A 15,810-nucleotide genomic window follows, 5' to 3' on the forward strand; every position below is an offset into this window, starting at 1 on the left:
CGAGGTGCCGAAGAGGAAGCCCTCGGTGCCCGACTCCGTCGAGAACGAGACGGCCGAGGCCTGCCCGGCCGCGTCGCTCCGGGACTGCCCGTCTCTTCCGCCCGTCCCGTCCCGTCCCGTCCCAGGAGGACCGATGCCGTCCCGTTCCGCCCGCACCACCGGGATCGTCCTCGCCGCCCTCGGACTCGTCGCCGTCGTCCTCGCGATCGTGCTGCTCGTCCGGCCCGCCGGCGGGCAAGCGCCCGGCGCAGCCACGGCGTCCGCGGGCCCGTCCTCGGCGCCGTCCGGGAGCGCTCCGGCGACGTCCGCCGCTCCCGGCTCCGCGGAGGCGACCGACGGCGCCGCCGCCCCCGCATCGACGGCCTCCGCCGCACCGTCAGACACCGAGCCGGGCACCGGATCCGATGCTCCTCCGGCGATCGTCTCCTTCGCCTCCACCCCCGCCTCCGTCGACTGCGAGGGCGACCGCACCGCCTCCGTCCCGCTCGCCCTGTCGTGGGAGACGAGCGGAGGCGCCACCGCCCGCCTGGCCGTCGGCACCACCGACGCGAGCGCGGGCGAGCCCGTCGACCTCGCGGCGTCCGGCTCCGCCGCCGTCACCGCCGACTGCCGCGACTCCGAGACCCTGATCACCCTCGCCGTCCTCGCCCCCGACGGCACCACCGCCCAGCGCACCCTCGTCGTCCCCGCCTCCTGAACCGCTCCGCCCGCGCGGAGGCGGTCACGGAGGCGTCGAGCGGCCCCGGCACGGCAGAATGGGACACGATGACCTCCACACCCCCTCCGCTCGGCCTGCTCCTCGACGTCGACGGGCCCATCGCGAGCCCCGTCACGCGCACGATCTCGATCCCCGAGATCGCCGACGACCTCGTCGCCCTGGCCAACGCCGGCATCCCGATCGTGTTCAACACGGGCCGCTCCGACGCGTTCCTGCGCGAGCGGGTCCTGCCCGCGCTCCTCGAGCGAGGCGTCTCGGCCGAGGCCCGCATCGTCTGCGTCTGCGAGAAGGGCGCCGTCTGGTTCACCGTCGACTACCGCGGCACCTCGGAGCCGATCGTCGACGAGTCGCTCGCGATCCCCGAGCCGGTGGCCCGCGACCTCGAGCGGATGATCCGCTCCGACTACGACGACCTGGTCTTCTTCGACGAGACCAAGCGCGCGATGGTGTCCGCCGAGCAGCTGGTCGACCTGCCGAGCGAGGACTACCTCGAGCGCCAGCTCGTCTTCGATGCCGACGCCCTGCAGATCATGACCGCCGCGGGCCTCGGGGTCGAGCGACGCGGCATCCGGTATCCGAACGAGGAGGGGACGGTCGACTTCCGCATCGACCCGACCGTCATCTCGACCGACATCGAGTCGAACCGGCTCGGCAAGGACCTCGGCGCCCAGCGCGCCGTGGAGCTGCTCGGAGCGACGGGCGCGATCCCGCAGCGCTGGCGCACGGTCGGCGACTCCCGGAGCGACTACGCGATGGCCGACTGGCTGTTCGAGCATGCCTACGACGTCGCCCACGTCGACGTGCGGCCCGCGGAGGGCGTGCCCGAGAAGCCCTACCCGGTCCTCGTCGTCGACGGAGCCGTGAACGACGCGGCCGGCGCCGCCGTGCTCCGCCGCTGGACGGAGCTCGTCGCCGACGAGACGACGCCCGAGGTCGGCGGCGCGATCTCGCTCCATGCCCGGAGCTGATCCGCAACCCTCATCCCTCGTCGCTCAGGCCCGTTAGCGTTCGAGCATGAGAATCGCAGTCACCGGTGGATCCGGCAAGCTCGGCCGCCACGTCGTCACCCGCCTCCGCGCTTCCGGGCACGAGGTCTTCAATCTGGACCGTGCGGGGGACCGCGGCGCGGGCTTCGTCCGCATCGACATCGCCGACTACGGCCAGGTCGTGGACGCGCTGCAGTCGGTGAACGACCAGTACGAGGGCATCGACGCGCTCGTGCACCTCGCCGCGATCCCCGCGCCGGGCCTCGTGCCCGACGTCGCCACGTTCCACAACAACATGATCGCGACGTTCAACGCGTTCCACGGAGCGATCCGTGCCGGCATCCGCAACGTCGTCTACGCCTCCAGCGAGACCGTGCTGGGCCTGCCCTTCGACGTCCCGCCGCCCTACATCCCGGTCGACGAGCAGTACCCGGCGCGCCCGGAGTCGGTCTACTCGCTCACCAAGCACCTCGAGGAGCAGATGGCGATCGAGCTGTGCCGCTGGCACCCGGACCTGAAGATCACGGGCCTGCGCTTCTCGAACGTCATGGACGAGGTCGACTACGCCGAGTTCCCGTCGTTCGACTCCGACGCGCTGCTGCGCAAGTGGAACCTCTGGGGCTACATCGACGGACGCGACGGAGCGCAGGCGGTCGAGAAGGCGCTGCTCGCCGAGACGACCGGGTTCGACCGCTTCATCATCGCCGCGGCCGACACCGTGATGACGCGCCCCAACGCCGAGCTGGTGGCCGAGGTGTTCCCCGGCGTCGAGCTGCGCGGCGACCTCGGGACAACCGGCACCCTGCTCTCGATCGACCACGCCCGCGAGGTCCTCGGCTACGCCCCCGAGCACTCCTGGCGCGACTCGCAGCAGGGCTGACCCGCGGGCCCGGCGCATCGGGATCCGCGCTGTTCGTCGGTGGGGTGGATCCCGATACGCGGGCTGAGCCCGCTCCTCGATCAGCAGGGGTGCGGTCGGCCCGTGACCGTGCCGGTCGAGGAGCGGCAGCGCGGCGTCTCGAGACCCGCCCTGTTCGTGCGCGGCTCGGCTCGCCGCCCCACGCACGAGCGCGCCCGGTCCGCAGGATGACTGCAGGCCGGGCGCGCTCCGTGGAGCCGAGGATCAGCTCGGGATGTAGTTGAAGGTGTCGGGGTCGGGGCCGGTGCGGTGGCCGCGGTCGAGCGCCGTGATGTCGGTCATCGCCTCGTCGTCGAGCTCGAAGTCGAAGAGGGCGAAGTTCTCCTCCACGCGCTTGCGGGTGACCGACTTCGGGAAGACGATGTCGCCGCGCTGGATGTGCCAGCGGAGCACGACCTGCGCCGGGCTGCGGTCGACGTTGCGCGCGATGCGGGTGATGGTGTCGTCGTCGAGGACGAGGCCCTGCGCGATCGGCGACCAGGCCTCGGTCGCGATGCCGTGCTCGGTGCCGTAGGCGCGGAGCTCCTGCTGCACGAGGTAGGGGTGCACCTCGATCTGGTTCACGGCCGGGACGATGGTCGCCTCGGCGCGGAGCCGGTTGAGGTGGTTGGTCTGGAAGTTGGAGACGCCGATCGCCTTCGCCTTGCCGCTGCGGTAGATCTCCTCCATCGCCTTCCAGGTCTCCAGGTAGTCGCCCACGTTCGGGAGCGGCCAGTGGATGAGGAAGAGGTCGACGTAGTCGAACTGCAGCTCGCCGAGGGTGACGTCGATCGCGGCGAGAGCGTCCTCGCGGGCGTGGAAGCCGTTGTTGAGCTTGCTGGTCACGAAGACCTCGGAGCGGTCGAGGCCGGAGGCGCGGACGGCCTCGCCGACGCCCGCCTCGTTGCCGTACATCTCGGCGGTGTCGATGTGGCGGTAGCCGACCTCGAGGGCCGCCAGGGTCGCGTCCTTGGTCTCGGCCGGGTCGATCTGGAACACGCCGAAGCCCAGCTGCGGGATCTCCACGCCGTTGTTCAGGGTGATCGTGGGGACCGTTGCGGTGTCGTCGCTCATGAGCGAGTACGTCCTTTCGTCGGGGCGAGGGCGCAGTGGAGCCGCGCCGTCGTGCCTCCAGTCCATCGTCTGCGGCTCTCAGCATCAACCCCTTGCGCGCTCGGCGGACATCCAGCTTCCCCGCGGAGGAGGAGTCGGTTCCCCTGAGCAGAGGTGCGCCCGCTCCGGGAACGCCGAAGGCCCCCGGCACGGATGCCGGGGGCCTTCGGGGAGCGCGACTTACGCGCGGGACTTGCGGCCGACGATCGCGCCGTAGATGAGGAGGACGACGATCGCGCCGACGACGGAGACGATGATGCTCACGATGTTGATGCCGTTGACGGCGTCCTGGATGCCGAACAGCGTGCTGAGGAAGCCGCCGAGCAGCGCGCCCACGATGCCGAGGACGATCGTGATGATCCATCCGCCGCCCTGCTTGCCCGGGAGGATGAGCTTGGCGAGCGCCCCGGCGATGAGGCCGAGGATGATCCAGCTGATGATGCCCATGATGTTTCTCCTTCAGTTCGTGCTCGATCGGCCGTTCCGATGCGAGCGGAGACACCGGCGGGCCGGTGTCCGGTGAGTCGTGGAAGCGGGGGTCAGCGGAGGCGGCGCTGCACCTTGTCGCGGGCCTTGCTCGCGATGGCGGTGAGCTGCTTGGCCTCGCGCTTGGAGGTCTTCTTGAGCTTCTTGCGGGTCTTCTTCGTGGCCGGGTCGTTCCACACGCCGAGTGCGAGGTGGCGCAGCTCTTCGTAGCGGCCACGGCCGGCGCGGGAGCCGAACACGTAGGCGGTGAAGGCGACCAGTGCCAGCAGGACGAGGCGGGGATTCATGCGGTGACCCTTCCATCGGAGAGCACCGGGTCGTGCTCGACACCCATTTGACTCTCCTGCGCAATCCGTGACAAACCACGGCCCGACCATTGACAGGGACCCCTCGCATCGTGTTCCGCGTGCGCGTGTACCCGATTCAGCCGCAGGCCGGAGACGTCTCGGACGGGAAGCGAGCGTGGAGGTAGTGGCCGTAGCCGCCCTCGACCCGGTTGTCGCGGCGGCCGGAGGTGACCACCTCGCCGCGGTCCGTCGCTCCGACCCGGGCGCCGCTCGCGCGCAGCCGCTCGACGAGCAGGACGTCCTCGTGCAGCGGCTCCCGGCCGAAGCCGCCCGCCGCGAGGTATGCGCTCGCGCGGACGCCGAGGTTCGCGCCGTGGATGCTGCCGATCGACTCCTCCCGCGCGCGGACGTCTCGCCAGCGCGAGTAGGCACCGGGGGAGAGGTCGGCCGGGTCGGGCCGGACCGTGCCGAGCAGCGCGTCGTGCCGTCGGGAGTGCTCGACGTGGGCGGCCAGCCAGTCGCGGGGGACCACGGTGTCGGCGTCGGTGTTGGCGATCCACACCTGCTCGAGCGGAGCAGCGACGGAGGAGAGGGCGTGCGCGATCCCGGCGGAGCGGGCGGCGCCGACTCCGCAGCGGGCGAGCTCCAGCACCTCGGCGCCGGCGGCACGGGCCCGCTCGACGGTCGCGTCGGAGCAGCCGTCCGCGGCGACCACGAGGCGCATCCCGATTCCGGGCGCCCGATGGGCGAGGTGGGTCGCGCTCGCCCGGACGGAGGCGATCAGGCCGCCGATCCGCTCCTCCTCGTCGAGGGCCGGGACGACGACCAGCACCTGCGCGAGCCGGCTCACACCAGCCCCGTCCGGCGGGCGACCGAGCGGGAGTCGCGGGCGTGGACCTCGAGCAGGACGTCCTCCTCCTCGTGGCGGGCGAGGCGGTGCAGGCCCAGCTCCGCCACGGCGGACTGCACGGCGTCGCCGTCCAGAGCGAGCCCCTCGATCGGATGCCGCCAGTGCACGGTGACGAGCTCCCCCGCGGGGGCGAGGGCGTCGCGGATGGTGCGCAGCACGCCGGGGAGGGCGTCGCCGAGGTAGTAGCCGACCTCCGAGAGCACGACCAGGTCGAACGGACCCTCCGGCACGCCGCGGGTGATGTCGTGGTGCTCGACCCGCACGTGCTCGAGCGGAGCGAGGCGGCGGGCGGCGCGCTCGACGGCGGCGCTCGACACGTCGATCGCCAGCAGGCGGTCGGCCCGGTCGGCCAGCGCCTCGGCCAGCACGCCGATCGAGGCGCCGATCTCCAGCACGGAGCCGTAGCGCTGCTCCGGCAGGCTCGCGAGGGTCAGGGCGCGCTTGCGCTGCTCGTACCAGCGGCTCGTGTACCCCCACGGGTCCTCGTGGCGGGCGTACAGCTCGTCGAAGTAGCTCATGCGATCCTCACCAGCCGGTCGTCCCCGGTGAAGGTGCGCAGGAAGAGCGGATGGAGCACCGGACCGGTCCCGTCGGGCCCGGGGTGGGTCTGGCTGGGATAGCGGGAGCGGGCACGGCGGGTGCGCTCGAGCAGCTCGTCGTCGAGCGGCAGGCGCACGAGGTCGCCCCACGGCACCTCGGGGTCCTCCGGGACCGCCCAGTGCCACAGCCAGATCGGCGCGGCGAGCAGCGGCTGCCCGCGCTCGCGCGCGACCTCCGCGCAGATCTCGCCGACCACGCGGTGGTCCCGGTGCCCGTCCCCGGTCCAGGTGGAGAGGAGCAGGACGGTCCCGGGGGCGCCGGCCGCCCGCTCGCGCACCTCGCGTGCGATGCGCTCGTGGTGCTCCGGGGTCGCCGAGTCCGGCACGTCGAGGAAGGCGAGCCCGATGCCGGGGCCGAGCTCCGCCAGGGCGTCCGAGGCCTCCCGCCGGCGCTCGGCAGCGAGGTCCGCGTCCCGCTCCCCGTGGGCCGCGGCTCCGTCGGTCACGACGACGACGTCGACCGCGATCCCGCGCCGACGCGCGAGCGCGATGGTGCCGCCGCAGCCGAGGGTCTCGTCGTCGGCGTGCGCCACGACCACCAGGACGCGCCGGATCCCGTCGGGCAGGGTCAGCTCCGGGAGGCGGTCGCGGCGGCCGTCCGCGGTCCAGCGCTCGAGAGGAGTGCCCTCGAGGCGCCCGTCGAAGGGCCGGCTCACCAGGAGGCCGCCTCGCCCGAGGCGAGCACGGCGCGGCCGAGAGCGGCGTCGTCGCGCTCGGCGTGGTGCTGGCGGACGTAGAGCGCGAGGTCGGCGACGCGCTTGGCGTGCTCGGCGTCGAGGGCGAGCGGAGCCGGGCCGAGCGCGCGGCCGACGCGGAGCAGGATCTCCTCGACCGCTCCGGCGACGCTCGCCCGCACGCGCTTGGCGAGCAGTGAGCCGCGGGGGCCGTCGGCCTCGCCCGCGTCGACCGCCGCGGCGGCCTCGTCCAGCGCCCGGCGCGACGCGGAGAGCGCCGTGTCGATCGCTCCGAGGTGGGCCAGGAGGTGCGGGTCTTCGCGTCGGGCTGCCGCTGCCGCGACGGCAGCCGCGACTCCGAGGGCTCCGCCGTGCCAGCAGGCGGCGACGCCGATGCCGCCCCAGGCGAAGCCGGGCCGCGAGAGGTACCAGCCGGCGTCCCCCACGGGGACGGCGCGGGTGCCGGAGAAGCGGACCGGTCCGCTGGGCACCTCCGTCAGGCCCCGCGCGTGCCAGGCGTCCTGCTCCGGCGTCGCCGACCCGTCGCGCAGCGCCACGGCGAAGAGGCGGCGCTCGCCGGAGGCGTCGCCGACGTGGGCGGTGACGAGGGCGGCGTCGAGGCGGTCGGCCAGCGAGCACCAGGGCTTCACTCCGTCGAGCAGCCAGTCGCCGTCGCTCTCGCGCGCGACCAGAGGATCCCCGCCGCCCTCGGCCGCGAAGACCCCCCAGGCGGCGTCGGCGGCGACTCCGAGTCCGGACGGGTCGAGCTCCGCCTCGCCGAGGATCGCGAGAGCGTCGAGGTGCGGCTCCACCGCGCGCGCGACGCCGAGGTCGTGCCGAGCCAGGCGCTCGAGGAGACCGTGCAGCTCGGCGGTGCGACCGGTGCCGGGCCGGGGCGCGTCGGCGCTCAGACCGCGCGCGAAGCCGAGCGCGCCGTCGACGTCGTGGGGGAGGAGAGAGGAGGAGTGCTGGTCCATCGCCTCCGAAACTACGCAGTCGAGCGGGCGGCGTCCGGCGATTGTCCCCGAACGGACGGGGTGCTAAGCGTCAGATGTCAAGGTCGTTGATCCTGTGCAGGAGAGAGGCGAAGAGCTCGACGTCGGCGAGCGCCCAGCTGCGCAGCTCCTCGTGCATCAGCGCCTGGTTCGAGCTGCGGATCTCGCGCAGCCGCGCGGCGGTCGCCGGAGTCACCGAGAGGATCGTGGCGCGGCCGTCCTGCGGGTCGGGGGTGCGCTCGAGGAAGCCGAGGCGGTCGAGCGCCGTGATCTGGCGGCTGAGCGCCGACTTGTCCATCTCGAGGAGCTCGGCCAGCACGCCCGAGTGCACGGGTCCGCGGCGCTCGAGCGCCGAGATCGTCTTGTAGCCCAGTGGCGTCAGCTCCGGGTGGAGACGCTCTGCGTAGGAGCGCATCGCCGCCCGCACACGGTTGAAGAGGGTGCTGAGCTCGCCCTCCACCGAGGCGATCGCGGAGTCGACGTCGCGGGCGGAGTCGGGGGTCGGGCCGGTCATGCCTCCAGCATCCCGCGCGAGGACCCTCCTCCTCGACTTGCGCCCGCGCGCCGCGATGACGTACGCTTCCCGAAGCCAAAGACCGCCGGTTTCCGGTGTGCGCACGAGCAGGGCCCCGGCCCCGCGGATCGCCACCGGACGAAGGATTCGCGAAGCGAATTGCCCGCGCAGGTGCACGAGTTCAGTTCCGCCTCACCGCGATCCCGAAGCTCCGCGCCCCTGTGCCGGAGCTTTTTTCTTTGCCTGCCTTCGGGCTACCGGCACGAGAATTCACAGGAGTAGCCATGGCGAACAAGGAAGCCTCGGTTGCCGAACTCACGGAGAAGTTCCAGAGCTCGACGGCCGTTCTGCTGACCGAGTACCGCGGTCTCACTGTTGCTCAGCTCAAGACGCTGCGCAAGGACATCAGTGAGCACGCAACCTACGCCGTGGTGAAGAACACGCTGACCAAGATCGCGGCGAACAACGCCGGTATCTCGTCCTTCGACGACGAGCTCGCTGGCCCCTCGGCCATCGCGTTCGTGCACGGCGACCCTGTCGCCGTCGCGAAGTCGCTGCGTGCCTTCGCCAAGGCAAACCCTCTCCTCGTGGTCAAGGGCGGTTACTTCGACGGTAACCCGCTGACCGCAGAAGAGGTGGGCAAGCTCGCCGACCTCGAGTCCCGCGAAGTTCTGCTCGGCAAGCTCGCCGGCGCCTTCAAGGCCTCGCTGTTCGGCGCCGCATATCTGTTCAACGCTCCGCTCTCGAAGGCCGTTCGCACGGTCGAGGCGCTGCGCGAGAAGCAGGAGTCCGCGAGCTGACGTCTTCCCCTTCCGGGAAGCAGTGCGCGCGCGGTTCGTAGACAAAGAAAAACAAGGAGAAAAATCATGGCAAAGCTCACGCAGGACGAGCTCATCGAGGCCTTCAAGGAGCTCACGCTCATCGAGCTCTCGGAGTTCGTCAAGAAGTTCGAAGAGGTCTTCGAGGTCACCGCTGCGGCGCCCGTCGCCGCCGCCGGTGTGGCCGGCCCGGCCGCCCCCGCCGAAGAGGTCGAGGAGCAGACCGAGTTCGACGTCGTGCTCGAGGCCGCCGGCGAGAAGAAGATCCAGGTCATCAAGGAGGTGCGCGCCCTCACCAGCCTCGGCCTCGGTGAGGCGAAGGCGCTCGTCGACGGTGCCCCCAAGGCGGTCCTCGAGGCCGTCAACAAGGAGACCGCCGAGAAGGCCAAGGCTCAGCTCGAGGGCGCCGGCGCGACCGTCACCGTCAAGTAATCCCCCTCACCCGTCGCGGCGGCTCCGGCCGGTCGCTCGTCAGGGTGACGCAGGCACGCCTGCAGACGCAGGGCGTCGTCTCCTCGGAGGCGGCGCCCTTCGTCGTTCCCGGCCGACGGAGGCCCGCGCCCCTAGGATCGGAGCGTGACTGCTCACGATCTGCTCGCCGGGCTCCCCGCCCGCGACGTCCCGCCCAGCGAGGTCTCGCTCAGCGAGCTCCTGAGCGACTTCGTCTCGGTGACGCACCGGATCACCCGCCTCGCCGCCCAGGCGACCGGCAACCAGGAGTCGCAGGCCGTCTGGCGCACGCTCTCGGTGCTCCTCTCGATGGGCCCGATGCGCCTGGGGGAGCTCGCCTCCCAGAGCCGCGTCTCGCAGCCCACGATGACCAAGATCGTGAAGAACCTCGTCGAGACCGGCTGGCTGGACCGCATCGCCGATCCCCTCGACGCGCGCGCCTGGCAGATCCGCCTGGCTCCCGCCGGCGCGGACGCGCTGAACGCCTGGCGGACCGACCTCGGCGACGCGCTGACGCCGATCTTCGCCGATCTCACCCTCGAGGACCGCCGCGTCCTCGAGCGCGCCGTCGAGATCATGCACGAGCGCCTCGTCGTCGGCCCGCGCGACTGACCCCTCCCGCGCGGTTCCGCCGCGCGGCACACTGGTCGCGTGCAGATGCGACTCGAGCTCGTCCCCCTCCCCGTCGGCGACGTCGACCGCGCGGTCGCCTTCTACACGGAGGTGATGGGCTTCCACCTCGACCACGACGTGCGGCCCTCCGCCGCGATGCGCGTGGTCCAGCTCACCCCGCCCGGCTCGGCCTGCTCGATCGTGGTCGGCAGCGGGATGGGCCCCGGTCCGGAGGAGGGCGTCGTCCGCTCCCTCCACCTCGTCGTCGACGACATCGCCGCCGCTCGCGCGGAGCTCGTCGGCCGCTCGCTCGAGATCAGCGAGGTCCAGGACCTGGGCGGCGTGCAGTACGCGTACTTCGCCGATCCGGACGGCAACACCTGGGCGCTCCAGGAGATCGGGAGCAGGACGCCCCCGGAGTGAGTCAGTCCTCGGGCCAGCGGACCCGGGCGTCGACGTCGGGGTGCTTGCGCAGCCAGGCCGCGACGAAGGGGCAGCGCGGGACGACCGTGCCGCCCGCCTCCGTGATCGCGGTGACCGCGGCCCGCGAGAGGATGCTCCCGAGGCCGTGGCCCTCCCACGCGTCGTCGACGACGGTATGGGTGAGCGTCACCTCGTCGCCCTGACGGGTGTACGCGGCGAAGCCGGCCGGGGTGCCGCCGACCTCGATCACGAAGCGGGACCGCTCGGGGACGTCGCGGACGGTGGGGGTGTCGGAGTCGCTCATGCTCCGATTCTCGCCCCCCGCGGCGCCGAGGTGCTGGTGCGGATCACCAGCGAGGCGGGGATCAGCGTGTGGCGGGCCGGGGGAGGGGGCTCGCCGCGACCGAGGGCGGCCAGCGCGTCCAGCACCAGCGCGACTGCGAGCTCGCCCTGCTGGCGCGGGTCCTGGCGGATCGAGCTGAGACCGAAGAGCTCGGCGAGGGGGTGGTCGTCGATCCCGATGACGGAGACGTCCTCGGGCACCGAGAGGCCGAGCTCGCGCGCCGCGAGGATGATCCCGATCGCGATCTCATCGGAGGCGGCGAAGATCGCCGTCGGCCGGGTTCGCGGGTCGCCGAGGACCTGCCGTCCGGCGCTGTGCCCGCCGGGGATGTCGAAGGTGGTGGGCACGATGTCCTGCGCGCCCGGCTCGAGGCCGGCGGCCGCGAGCGCCTGGCGGAAGCCGTCGCGGCGCTGCGTGTGGACGTGGAAGTCCATCTCCTCCTCCGCGAGCCCGCCGATGTGGACGACCCGCTCGTGGCCGAGGGAGAGCAGGTGCTCCGTGGCGAGGCGGGAGGCGGCGACGTCGTCGATGCTGAAGGTGGGGATGCCGGGGAGCTCGCCGCCGATGCCGACGATGGGCTTGCCCAGGGCGAGGAGCGCCTCCGTCTCGTGCGGCGAGATCTCGAGCGTGACGGCGACGATCGCGTCGACGCGCTTGCGGACGAGATAGTACTCGAACACGCTCCGGCGGGCGTCGAGGTGCTTGTCGATGTTGTAGAGGAGCAGATCGTAGCCGGCGGCGAGCAGGGCGCGCTCGATGCCCTCGATGATCCCGGCGAAGAACCACTGGTTGATGATCGGGATGATCACGGCGATGTTGTTGCTGCGGCCGGTGACGAGGCTGGAGGCGTTGGCGGAGACGACGTAGCCCAGGCTCGTCGCGGCGCGCTCGACGCGCTGCTTCGTCCCCGCGGAGACGTAGCCCCGGCCGCTGAGCGCGCGCGAGACCGTCGCCTTCGACACTCCTGCGAGCTCGGCCACCTCTTCGATGCCTGGCACGGCGTTCCTCCCGACCGTCCGGCCTCGATGCTGGAAACGGTTCCAGGAAGTTATACCCCGCCCGGCGGCCGGGCGTCGCGCCGAGATCGATCTCCGCTCGGCCCCGGCCCCGCGATCGCTGTTCTGACGCCGAATCGTTATCTCAGAGAGCGCTCTATCATCGGCGTTGTGCTTTCATCGTTCTTGTGGAAAGGTTTCCCTCCGTGGGAGCCCACCCACACGAATCCGGTGATCCGCTCGGAGTTCCTCCTGGCATCGCCATCACCAGCATCCGAGTCGTCGCGGCACACGCTTCGAGCCGCCACAGCCTCCCGATCCCGATCGGCGAGGAGCGGCCTGCTCGGCTGGTTCCACCACTCAATGAGGAGGAAGAATGCGGTCATCCCTGCACCGCCGTATCACCGTCCCAGTCGCCGTTCTGGCAGCGGCCGGCATCGCACTCGCGGGCTGCTCCAGCAGCAGTGACCCCAACGACCCGAACGCCGGCGGCGGCAGCTCGGCCGGCACGGTCGGCACCGCCGACGGCGTCGTCAACGTCTACGGCACCATCAACGGCGACGAGGCCACCCTTCTCGAGCAGTCCTGGGCGGACTGGGAGAAGGAGAGCGGCATCGAGATCAAGTACACGGGCGACAAGGAGTTCGAGAAGCAGATCGGCATCAAGGTCCAGGGTGGCGACACCCCCGACCTCGCGATCTTCCCGCAGCCGGGTCTGCTCGCCGACACCGTCGCCTCCGGCAAGGTGCAGGAGCTCCCCGAGGGCGCCCTCGCCAACGTCAAGCAGAACTGGTCCGAGGACTGGCAGAAGTACGGCCAGGTCGACGGCACCCAGTACGGCGCGCCGCTGATGGCGTCCGTCAAGGGCTACATCTGGTACTCCCCGGCCAAGTTCAAGGAGTGGGGCGTCTCCGTTCCCACGACGTGGGACGAGATGGAGGCGCTCGGCAAGACGATCGCCGAGAAGACCGGCGGACCGTCCTGGTGCGCGGGCTTCAACTCCGGTGAGGCCTCCGGCTGGCCCGGAACCGACTGGATCGAGGACGCCGTCCTCCGCGAGGCCGGCCCCGACGTCTACGACTCCTGGGTCGCGGGCGACACCCCCTTCACCGACCCGGCCATCAAGTCCGCGTTCGACTCCGTCGGATCGATCCTCCTCGACCCGACCCTCGTCAACGCCGGCTACGGCGACGTGAAGTCGATCAACTCCACCGCCTTCGGCGACGTCGCCCAGAACATGGCGAACGGCACCTGCGCGCTGACCCACCAGGCCTCGTTCTTCGAGGGCTTCCTGACCTCGGCCGGCGCCAACGTGGCCGAGGACGGCGACGTGTGGGCCTTCCTCACCCCGCCGGTCAAGGCCGACGACGCCCAGGCCGTCACCGGTGGTGGCGAGATGGTCGCCGCGTTCTCGAACGACGAGGACACCGCGAAGGTCCAGGAGTACCTGGCCAGCGCCGACTGGGCCAACAGCCGCGTCTCCCTCGGCGGCGTCATCTCCGCGAACACCGGTCTCGACCCGGCCAACGCGGGCAGCGACGTCCTGAAGGACTCCATCGCGATCCTCCAGAACCCGGACACCACGTTCCGCTTCGACGCGTCCGACCTCATGCCGAAGGCAGTGGGCTCGGACAGCTTCTTCAAGGGCATGGTCGACTGGATCGACGGCACGAGCACCGACCAGGCGCTCGAGGAGATCCAGGCCGGCTACACCTCCTAGCAGCGGAGCAGAGCCGCCGCTCCCGAGTGGCGGCTCAGCTGTGACGGCCCGGCCCCCGAATCCACGGATCCCGGGGCCGGGCCCCTCCTGAGTCCAGAGTCGCACTCGAAAGGGCGTCCATGTCCCCCATCACCATCTCGGGGTTCTTCCAATGGCTGGCGGGAATCCCGCCGCTCGCGCAGATCCCGCTCATCCTCCTGGCCTTCGCGGCCGTGGTGGCGCTCATCCTCTTCTTCGTCGAGATCGCGCCCCGCCGCGGCACCGGCTACACGGTCCTCCGGCTCGCGGTGACGGTCGTCCTGCCGGTCGTCCTCCTGCTGGTCTTCGGCCTCTACAACTCCGTCCTCTGGGTCGCGGTGGTGGCCGCCGTCATCGGCGGCGCGCTGTTCCTGCTCGACTTCCGGTCCCGCAAAGGCGCGGGCTACGGACTCCAGCTCATCGCGTTCATGGCACCGGCCGCCTTCTTCATCCTCATCGGCCTGATCTACCCGACGATCACGACGGCCATCAACGCGTTCATGAAGAACGACGGCTCCGGATTCGCCGGCATCGACAACTTCGTCTGGGTCTTCACCAGCCCCGACGGCATCACCGCCTTCCTCAACACGGTGGTCTGGGTGCTCCTGGCCCCGATCACGGCGACCGCGATCGGTCTCGCCTACGCGGTCTTCATCGACAAGAGCCGCGGCGAGAAGTTCTTCAAGCTGCTGGTCTTCATGCCGATGGCGATCTCGTTCGTCGGCGCGTCGATCATCTTCAAGTTCTTCTACGACGTGCGCCAGGGCGAGCAGATCGGCCTCCTCAACGGCATCCTCACCGCCTTCGGCGCCCCGCCGGTCGACTGGCTGGGACTCGAGCCGTGGAACACGCTGTTCCTCGTCGTCGTCCTCATCTGGACCCAGGCCGGATTCGCCATGACGGTGCTCTCCGCCGCCATCAAGGGCGTCCCCTCCGAGCAGCTCGAAGCGGCCTCGCTCGACGGCACCAGCGCGTGGCAGTCCTTCTGGAACGTCACCGTCCCCGGCATCCGCTCCTCGATCGTGGTCGTCCTCACGACGATCTCGATCGCGTCGCTGAAGGTCTTCGACATCGTCTCGGCGATGACCGGCGGCCGCTCCGACACCACGGTCCTCGCGTTCGAGATGGTCCGCCAGTTCCAGCTCGGCGCCCGCAGCGGCTACAGCGCGGCCCTCGCGGTCATCCTGTTCCTGCTCGTGCTCCCGATCGTCGTCTACAACGCCCGCCAGCTCGCCAAGCAGAGGGAGATCCGATGAGCGTCACGCCCACTCCGATCCAGGTTCCGGTCGACCGCAGCACCGAGCGCGCGCTCGCCCGCGGCGAGTCCAGGATCGAGGCGGCCAGCGGCAAGGTGAAGAAGGCGACGACGTCGCGCGGCGCCACCCTCGCCGCGCTGATCATCGCCGTCATCTGGACCGTCCCCACCCTCGGTCTGTTCATCTCGTCGTTCCGCCCCGCGAACGACATCAAGACGACCGGCTGGTGGACGATCTTCGCCAACCCCGGCTTCACCCTCGACAACTACGCGAACGCGCTCAACTCCGGCGACAGCCTGACCCTGGGCAAGGCGTTCGTGAACTCGCTGGTCATCACGCTGCCGGCGGCGCTGATCCCGATCACGATCGCCAGCCTCGCCGCCTACGCGTTCGCCTGGATCGACTTCAAGGGCCGCAACACGCTCTTCGTCCTCGTGTTCTCGCTCCAGATCGTCCCCATCCAGATGGCGCTCGTGCCGCTGCTGCAGCTGTTCTCGGACGGCCTGCGCATCGGAGGGCTCTACATCCTCCCCGGCCTCGGGGTGAACGGGTTGGACGGCTCCTACGCGAAGGTGTGGATCGCGCACACGATCTTCGCGCTCCCGCTCGCGATCTTCATGCTCCACAACTTCATCTCCGAGATCCCCGGCGAGGTCATCGAAGCGGCACGAGTGGACGGCGCCGGACACGGCCAGATCTTCTTCCGCATCGTCCTCCCGCTCTCGGTCCCCGCCATCGCCTCCTTCGGCATCTTCCAGTTCCTCTGGGTCTGGAACGACCTGCTGGTCGCGACGGTCTTCACCTCCGGACAGGGGCTGCCGATCACGAAGGCGCTGCAGGACCTCACCGGCTCCTACGGCCAATCGTGGGAGCTGCTCACGGCCGGCGCGTTCATCTCGATCATCGTGCCGCTCATCGTGTTCTTCTCCCTCCAGAGGTTCTTCGTCCGCGGCCTCCTCGCCGGCGCCACCAAGGGCTGACGACCCGCGGGGGTG

Annotated in this window: 20 protein-coding genes; 10 read left to right on the top strand and 10 right to left on the bottom strand. The window is 70.9% G+C overall.

Annotated elements, in window-relative coordinates; all coding sequences use genetic code 11:
• The first annotated feature begins 133 nt into the window (after window positions 1-133).
• The 3 genes from C5D36_RS16155 to C5D36_RS16165 all read left to right on the top strand — a co-directional run bounded on the left by C5D36_RS16155 (window position 134) and on the right by C5D36_RS16165 (window position 2,584).
• Window positions 134-697: a hypothetical protein gene (locus C5D36_RS16155; RefSeq protein WP_104296269.1), complete on the top strand. Its 564-nt coding sequence runs from the start codon at window positions 134-136 to the stop codon at window positions 695-697.
• Window positions 698-765: 68 nt separating this feature from the next.
• Complete coding sequence (locus C5D36_RS16160) at window positions 766-1,686, top strand: hypothetical protein (protein ID WP_104224327.1); 921 nt, start codon at window positions 766-768, stop codon at window positions 1,684-1,686.
• A 46-nt stretch (window positions 1,687-1,732) separates the two neighbouring features.
• Window positions 1,733-2,584, top strand: coding sequence for an NAD(P)-dependent oxidoreductase (locus C5D36_RS16165; protein WP_104224328.1), 852 nt, complete (start codon window positions 1,733-1,735; stop codon window positions 2,582-2,584).
• A gap of 243 nt (window positions 2,585-2,827) precedes the next feature.
• Here C5D36_RS16165 and C5D36_RS16170 read toward each other — a convergent pair whose 3' ends face one another.
• From C5D36_RS16170 to C5D36_RS16205, 8 genes are all read right to left on the bottom strand, one after another.
• A complete protein-coding gene (locus C5D36_RS16170; protein ID WP_104248244.1) occupies window positions 2,828-3,676 on the bottom strand; it encodes an aldo/keto reductase in 849 nt (282 codons plus the stop codon).
• 219 nt (window positions 3,677-3,895) lie between these two features.
• The gene (locus C5D36_RS16175; protein WP_104224330.1) at window positions 3,896-4,162 is read right to left on the bottom strand and encodes a GlsB/YeaQ/YmgE family stress response membrane protein; all 267 of its coding nucleotides are present in this window, start codon (window positions 4,160-4,162) and stop codon (window positions 3,896-3,898) included.
• A gap of 92 nt (window positions 4,163-4,254) precedes the next feature.
• On the bottom strand, window positions 4,255-4,488 hold the full coding sequence (locus tag C5D36_RS16180) for a hypothetical protein (RefSeq protein ID WP_104227476.1): 234 nt from the start codon (window positions 4,486-4,488) through the stop codon (window positions 4,255-4,257).
• 136 nt (window positions 4,489-4,624) lie between these two features.
• Complete coding sequence (locus C5D36_RS16185) at window positions 4,625-5,338, bottom strand: glycosyltransferase family 2 protein (protein WP_104234597.1); 714 nt, start codon at window positions 5,336-5,338, stop codon at window positions 4,625-4,627.
• On the bottom strand, window positions 5,335-5,916 hold the full coding sequence (locus C5D36_RS16190; RefSeq protein WP_104234596.1) for a class I SAM-dependent methyltransferase: 582 nt from the start codon (window positions 5,914-5,916) through the stop codon (window positions 5,335-5,337). Before C5D36_RS16190 ends, C5D36_RS16185 begins: the two co-directional genes overlap by 4 nt.
• Window positions 5,913-6,653, bottom strand: coding sequence for a PIG-L deacetylase family protein (locus tag C5D36_RS16195; protein ID WP_181068428.1), 741 nt, complete (start codon window positions 6,651-6,653; stop codon window positions 5,913-5,915). The genes C5D36_RS16190 and C5D36_RS16195 overlap by 4 nt, the downstream gene beginning before the upstream one ends.
• A complete protein-coding gene (locus C5D36_RS16200; RefSeq protein ID WP_219812616.1) occupies window positions 6,650-7,648 on the bottom strand; it encodes an acyl-CoA dehydrogenase in 999 nt (332 codons plus the stop codon). Before C5D36_RS16200 ends, C5D36_RS16195 begins: the two co-directional genes overlap by 4 nt.
• Before the next feature lie 70 nt (window positions 7,649-7,718).
• A complete protein-coding gene (locus tag C5D36_RS16205; RefSeq protein WP_104224334.1) occupies window positions 7,719-8,180 on the bottom strand; it encodes a MarR family winged helix-turn-helix transcriptional regulator in 462 nt (153 codons plus the stop codon).
• A 284-nt stretch (window positions 8,181-8,464) separates the two neighbouring features.
• Here C5D36_RS16205 and rplJ point away from each other — a divergent pair, with 284 nt between their 5' ends.
• The 4 genes from rplJ to C5D36_RS16225 all read left to right on the top strand — a co-directional run bounded on the left by rplJ (window position 8,465) and on the right by C5D36_RS16225 (window position 10,483).
• Window positions 8,465-8,980, top strand: coding sequence for a 50S ribosomal protein L10 (gene rplJ, locus C5D36_RS16210; RefSeq protein ID WP_055791018.1), 516 nt, complete (start codon window positions 8,465-8,467; stop codon window positions 8,978-8,980).
• Window positions 8,981-9,046: 66 nt separating this feature from the next.
• Window positions 9,047-9,430, top strand: coding sequence for a 50S ribosomal protein L7/L12 (rplL, locus tag C5D36_RS16215; protein ID WP_104224335.1), 384 nt, complete (start codon window positions 9,047-9,049; stop codon window positions 9,428-9,430).
• 144 nt (window positions 9,431-9,574) lie between these two features.
• Window positions 9,575-10,060 carry a MarR family winged helix-turn-helix transcriptional regulator gene (locus C5D36_RS16220; RefSeq protein WP_258059518.1) on the top strand — a complete coding sequence of 162 codons (486 nt, stop codon included), beginning with the start codon at window positions 9,575-9,577 and terminating at the stop codon, window positions 10,058-10,060.
• Between the two features lie 39 nt (window positions 10,061-10,099).
• Complete coding sequence (locus C5D36_RS16225; protein ID WP_181027271.1) at window positions 10,100-10,483, top strand: VOC family protein; 384 nt, start codon at window positions 10,100-10,102, stop codon at window positions 10,481-10,483.
• A 1-nt stretch (window position 10,484) separates the two neighbouring features.
• On the opposite strand, the gene C5D36_RS16230 is transcribed toward C5D36_RS16225, so the two are convergent.
• Both C5D36_RS16230 and C5D36_RS16235 read right to left on the bottom strand, forming a co-directional pair.
• Window positions 10,485-10,787, bottom strand: a complete 303-nt coding sequence (locus tag C5D36_RS16230) for a GNAT family N-acetyltransferase (protein WP_104273430.1) — start codon at window positions 10,785-10,787, stop codon at window positions 10,485-10,487.
• Window positions 10,784-11,824 carry a LacI family DNA-binding transcriptional regulator gene (locus C5D36_RS16235; RefSeq protein ID WP_104224337.1) on the bottom strand — a complete coding sequence of 347 codons (1,041 nt, stop codon included), beginning with the start codon at window positions 11,822-11,824 and terminating at the stop codon, window positions 10,784-10,786. Before C5D36_RS16235 ends, C5D36_RS16230 begins: the two co-directional genes overlap by 4 nt.
• Window positions 11,825-12,197: 373 nt before the next feature.
• On the opposite strand from C5D36_RS16235, the gene C5D36_RS16240 reads away from it, so the two are divergent.
• The 3 genes from C5D36_RS16240 to C5D36_RS16250 all read left to right on the top strand — a co-directional run bounded on the left by C5D36_RS16240 (window position 12,198) and on the right by C5D36_RS16250 (window position 15,795).
• The gene (locus tag C5D36_RS16240; RefSeq protein ID WP_104227181.1) at window positions 12,198-13,541 is read left to right on the top strand and encodes an ABC transporter substrate-binding protein; all 1,344 of its coding nucleotides are present in this window, start codon (window positions 12,198-12,200) and stop codon (window positions 13,539-13,541) included.
• Window positions 13,542-13,660: 119 nt separating this feature from the next.
• Window positions 13,661-14,815: a carbohydrate ABC transporter permease gene (locus C5D36_RS16245; protein WP_181027270.1), complete on the top strand. Its 1,155-nt coding sequence runs from the start codon at window positions 13,661-13,663 to the stop codon at window positions 14,813-14,815.
• Complete coding sequence (locus C5D36_RS16250) at window positions 14,812-15,795, top strand: carbohydrate ABC transporter permease (RefSeq protein ID WP_104224339.1); 984 nt, start codon at window positions 14,812-14,814, stop codon at window positions 15,793-15,795. Before C5D36_RS16245 ends, C5D36_RS16250 begins: the two co-directional genes overlap by 4 nt.
• The last annotated feature ends 15 nt before the right edge of the window (window positions 15,796-15,810 follow it).

This window comes from Rathayibacter sp. AY1C6 (genome assembly GCF_002931535.1).
Taxonomy (GTDB): domain Bacteria; phylum Actinomycetota; class Actinomycetes; order Actinomycetales; family Microbacteriaceae; genus Rathayibacter.

Coding starts and splice junctions, on each gene's coding strand:
- C5D36_RS16155 (WP_104296269.1), top strand. CDS start 134: ATGCCGTCCCGTTCCGCCCGCACCACCGGGATCGTCCTCGCCGCCCTC.
- C5D36_RS16160 (WP_104224327.1), top strand. CDS start 766: ATGACCTCCACACCCCCTCCGCTCGGCCTGCTCCTCGACGTCGACGGG.
- C5D36_RS16165 (WP_104224328.1), top strand. CDS start 1,733: ATGAGAATCGCAGTCACCGGTGGATCCGGCAAGCTCGGCCGCCACGTC.
- C5D36_RS16170 (WP_104248244.1), bottom strand. CDS start 3,676: ATGAGCGACGACACCGCAACGGTCCCCACGATCACCCTGAACAACGGC.
- C5D36_RS16175 (WP_104224330.1), bottom strand. CDS start 4,162: ATGGGCATCATCAGCTGGATCATCCTCGGCCTCATCGCCGGGGCGCTC.
- C5D36_RS16180 (WP_104227476.1), bottom strand. CDS start 4,488: ATGAATCCCCGCCTCGTCCTGCTGGCACTGGTCGCCTTCACCGCCTAC.
- C5D36_RS16190 (WP_104234596.1), bottom strand. CDS start 5,916: ATGAGCTACTTCGACGAGCTGTACGCCCGCCACGAGGACCCGTGGGGG.
- C5D36_RS16200 (WP_219812616.1), bottom strand. CDS start 7,648: ATGGACCAGCACTCCTCCTCTCTCCTCCCCCACGACGTCGACGGCGCG.
- C5D36_RS16205 (WP_104224334.1), bottom strand. CDS start 8,180: ATGACCGGCCCGACCCCCGACTCCGCCCGCGACGTCGACTCCGCGATC.
- rplJ (WP_055791018.1), top strand. CDS start 8,465: ATGGCGAACAAGGAAGCCTCGGTTGCCGAACTCACGGAGAAGTTCCAG.
- rplL (WP_104224335.1), top strand. CDS start 9,047: ATGGCAAAGCTCACGCAGGACGAGCTCATCGAGGCCTTCAAGGAGCTC.
- C5D36_RS16230 (WP_104273430.1), bottom strand. CDS start 10,787: ATGAGCGACTCCGACACCCCCACCGTCCGCGACGTCCCCGAGCGGTCC.
- C5D36_RS16240 (WP_104227181.1), top strand. CDS start 12,198: ATGCGGTCATCCCTGCACCGCCGTATCACCGTCCCAGTCGCCGTTCTG.
- C5D36_RS16245 (WP_181027270.1), top strand. CDS start 13,661: ATGTCCCCCATCACCATCTCGGGGTTCTTCCAATGGCTGGCGGGAATC.
- C5D36_RS16250 (WP_104224339.1), top strand. CDS start 14,812: ATGAGCGTCACGCCCACTCCGATCCAGGTTCCGGTCGACCGCAGCACC.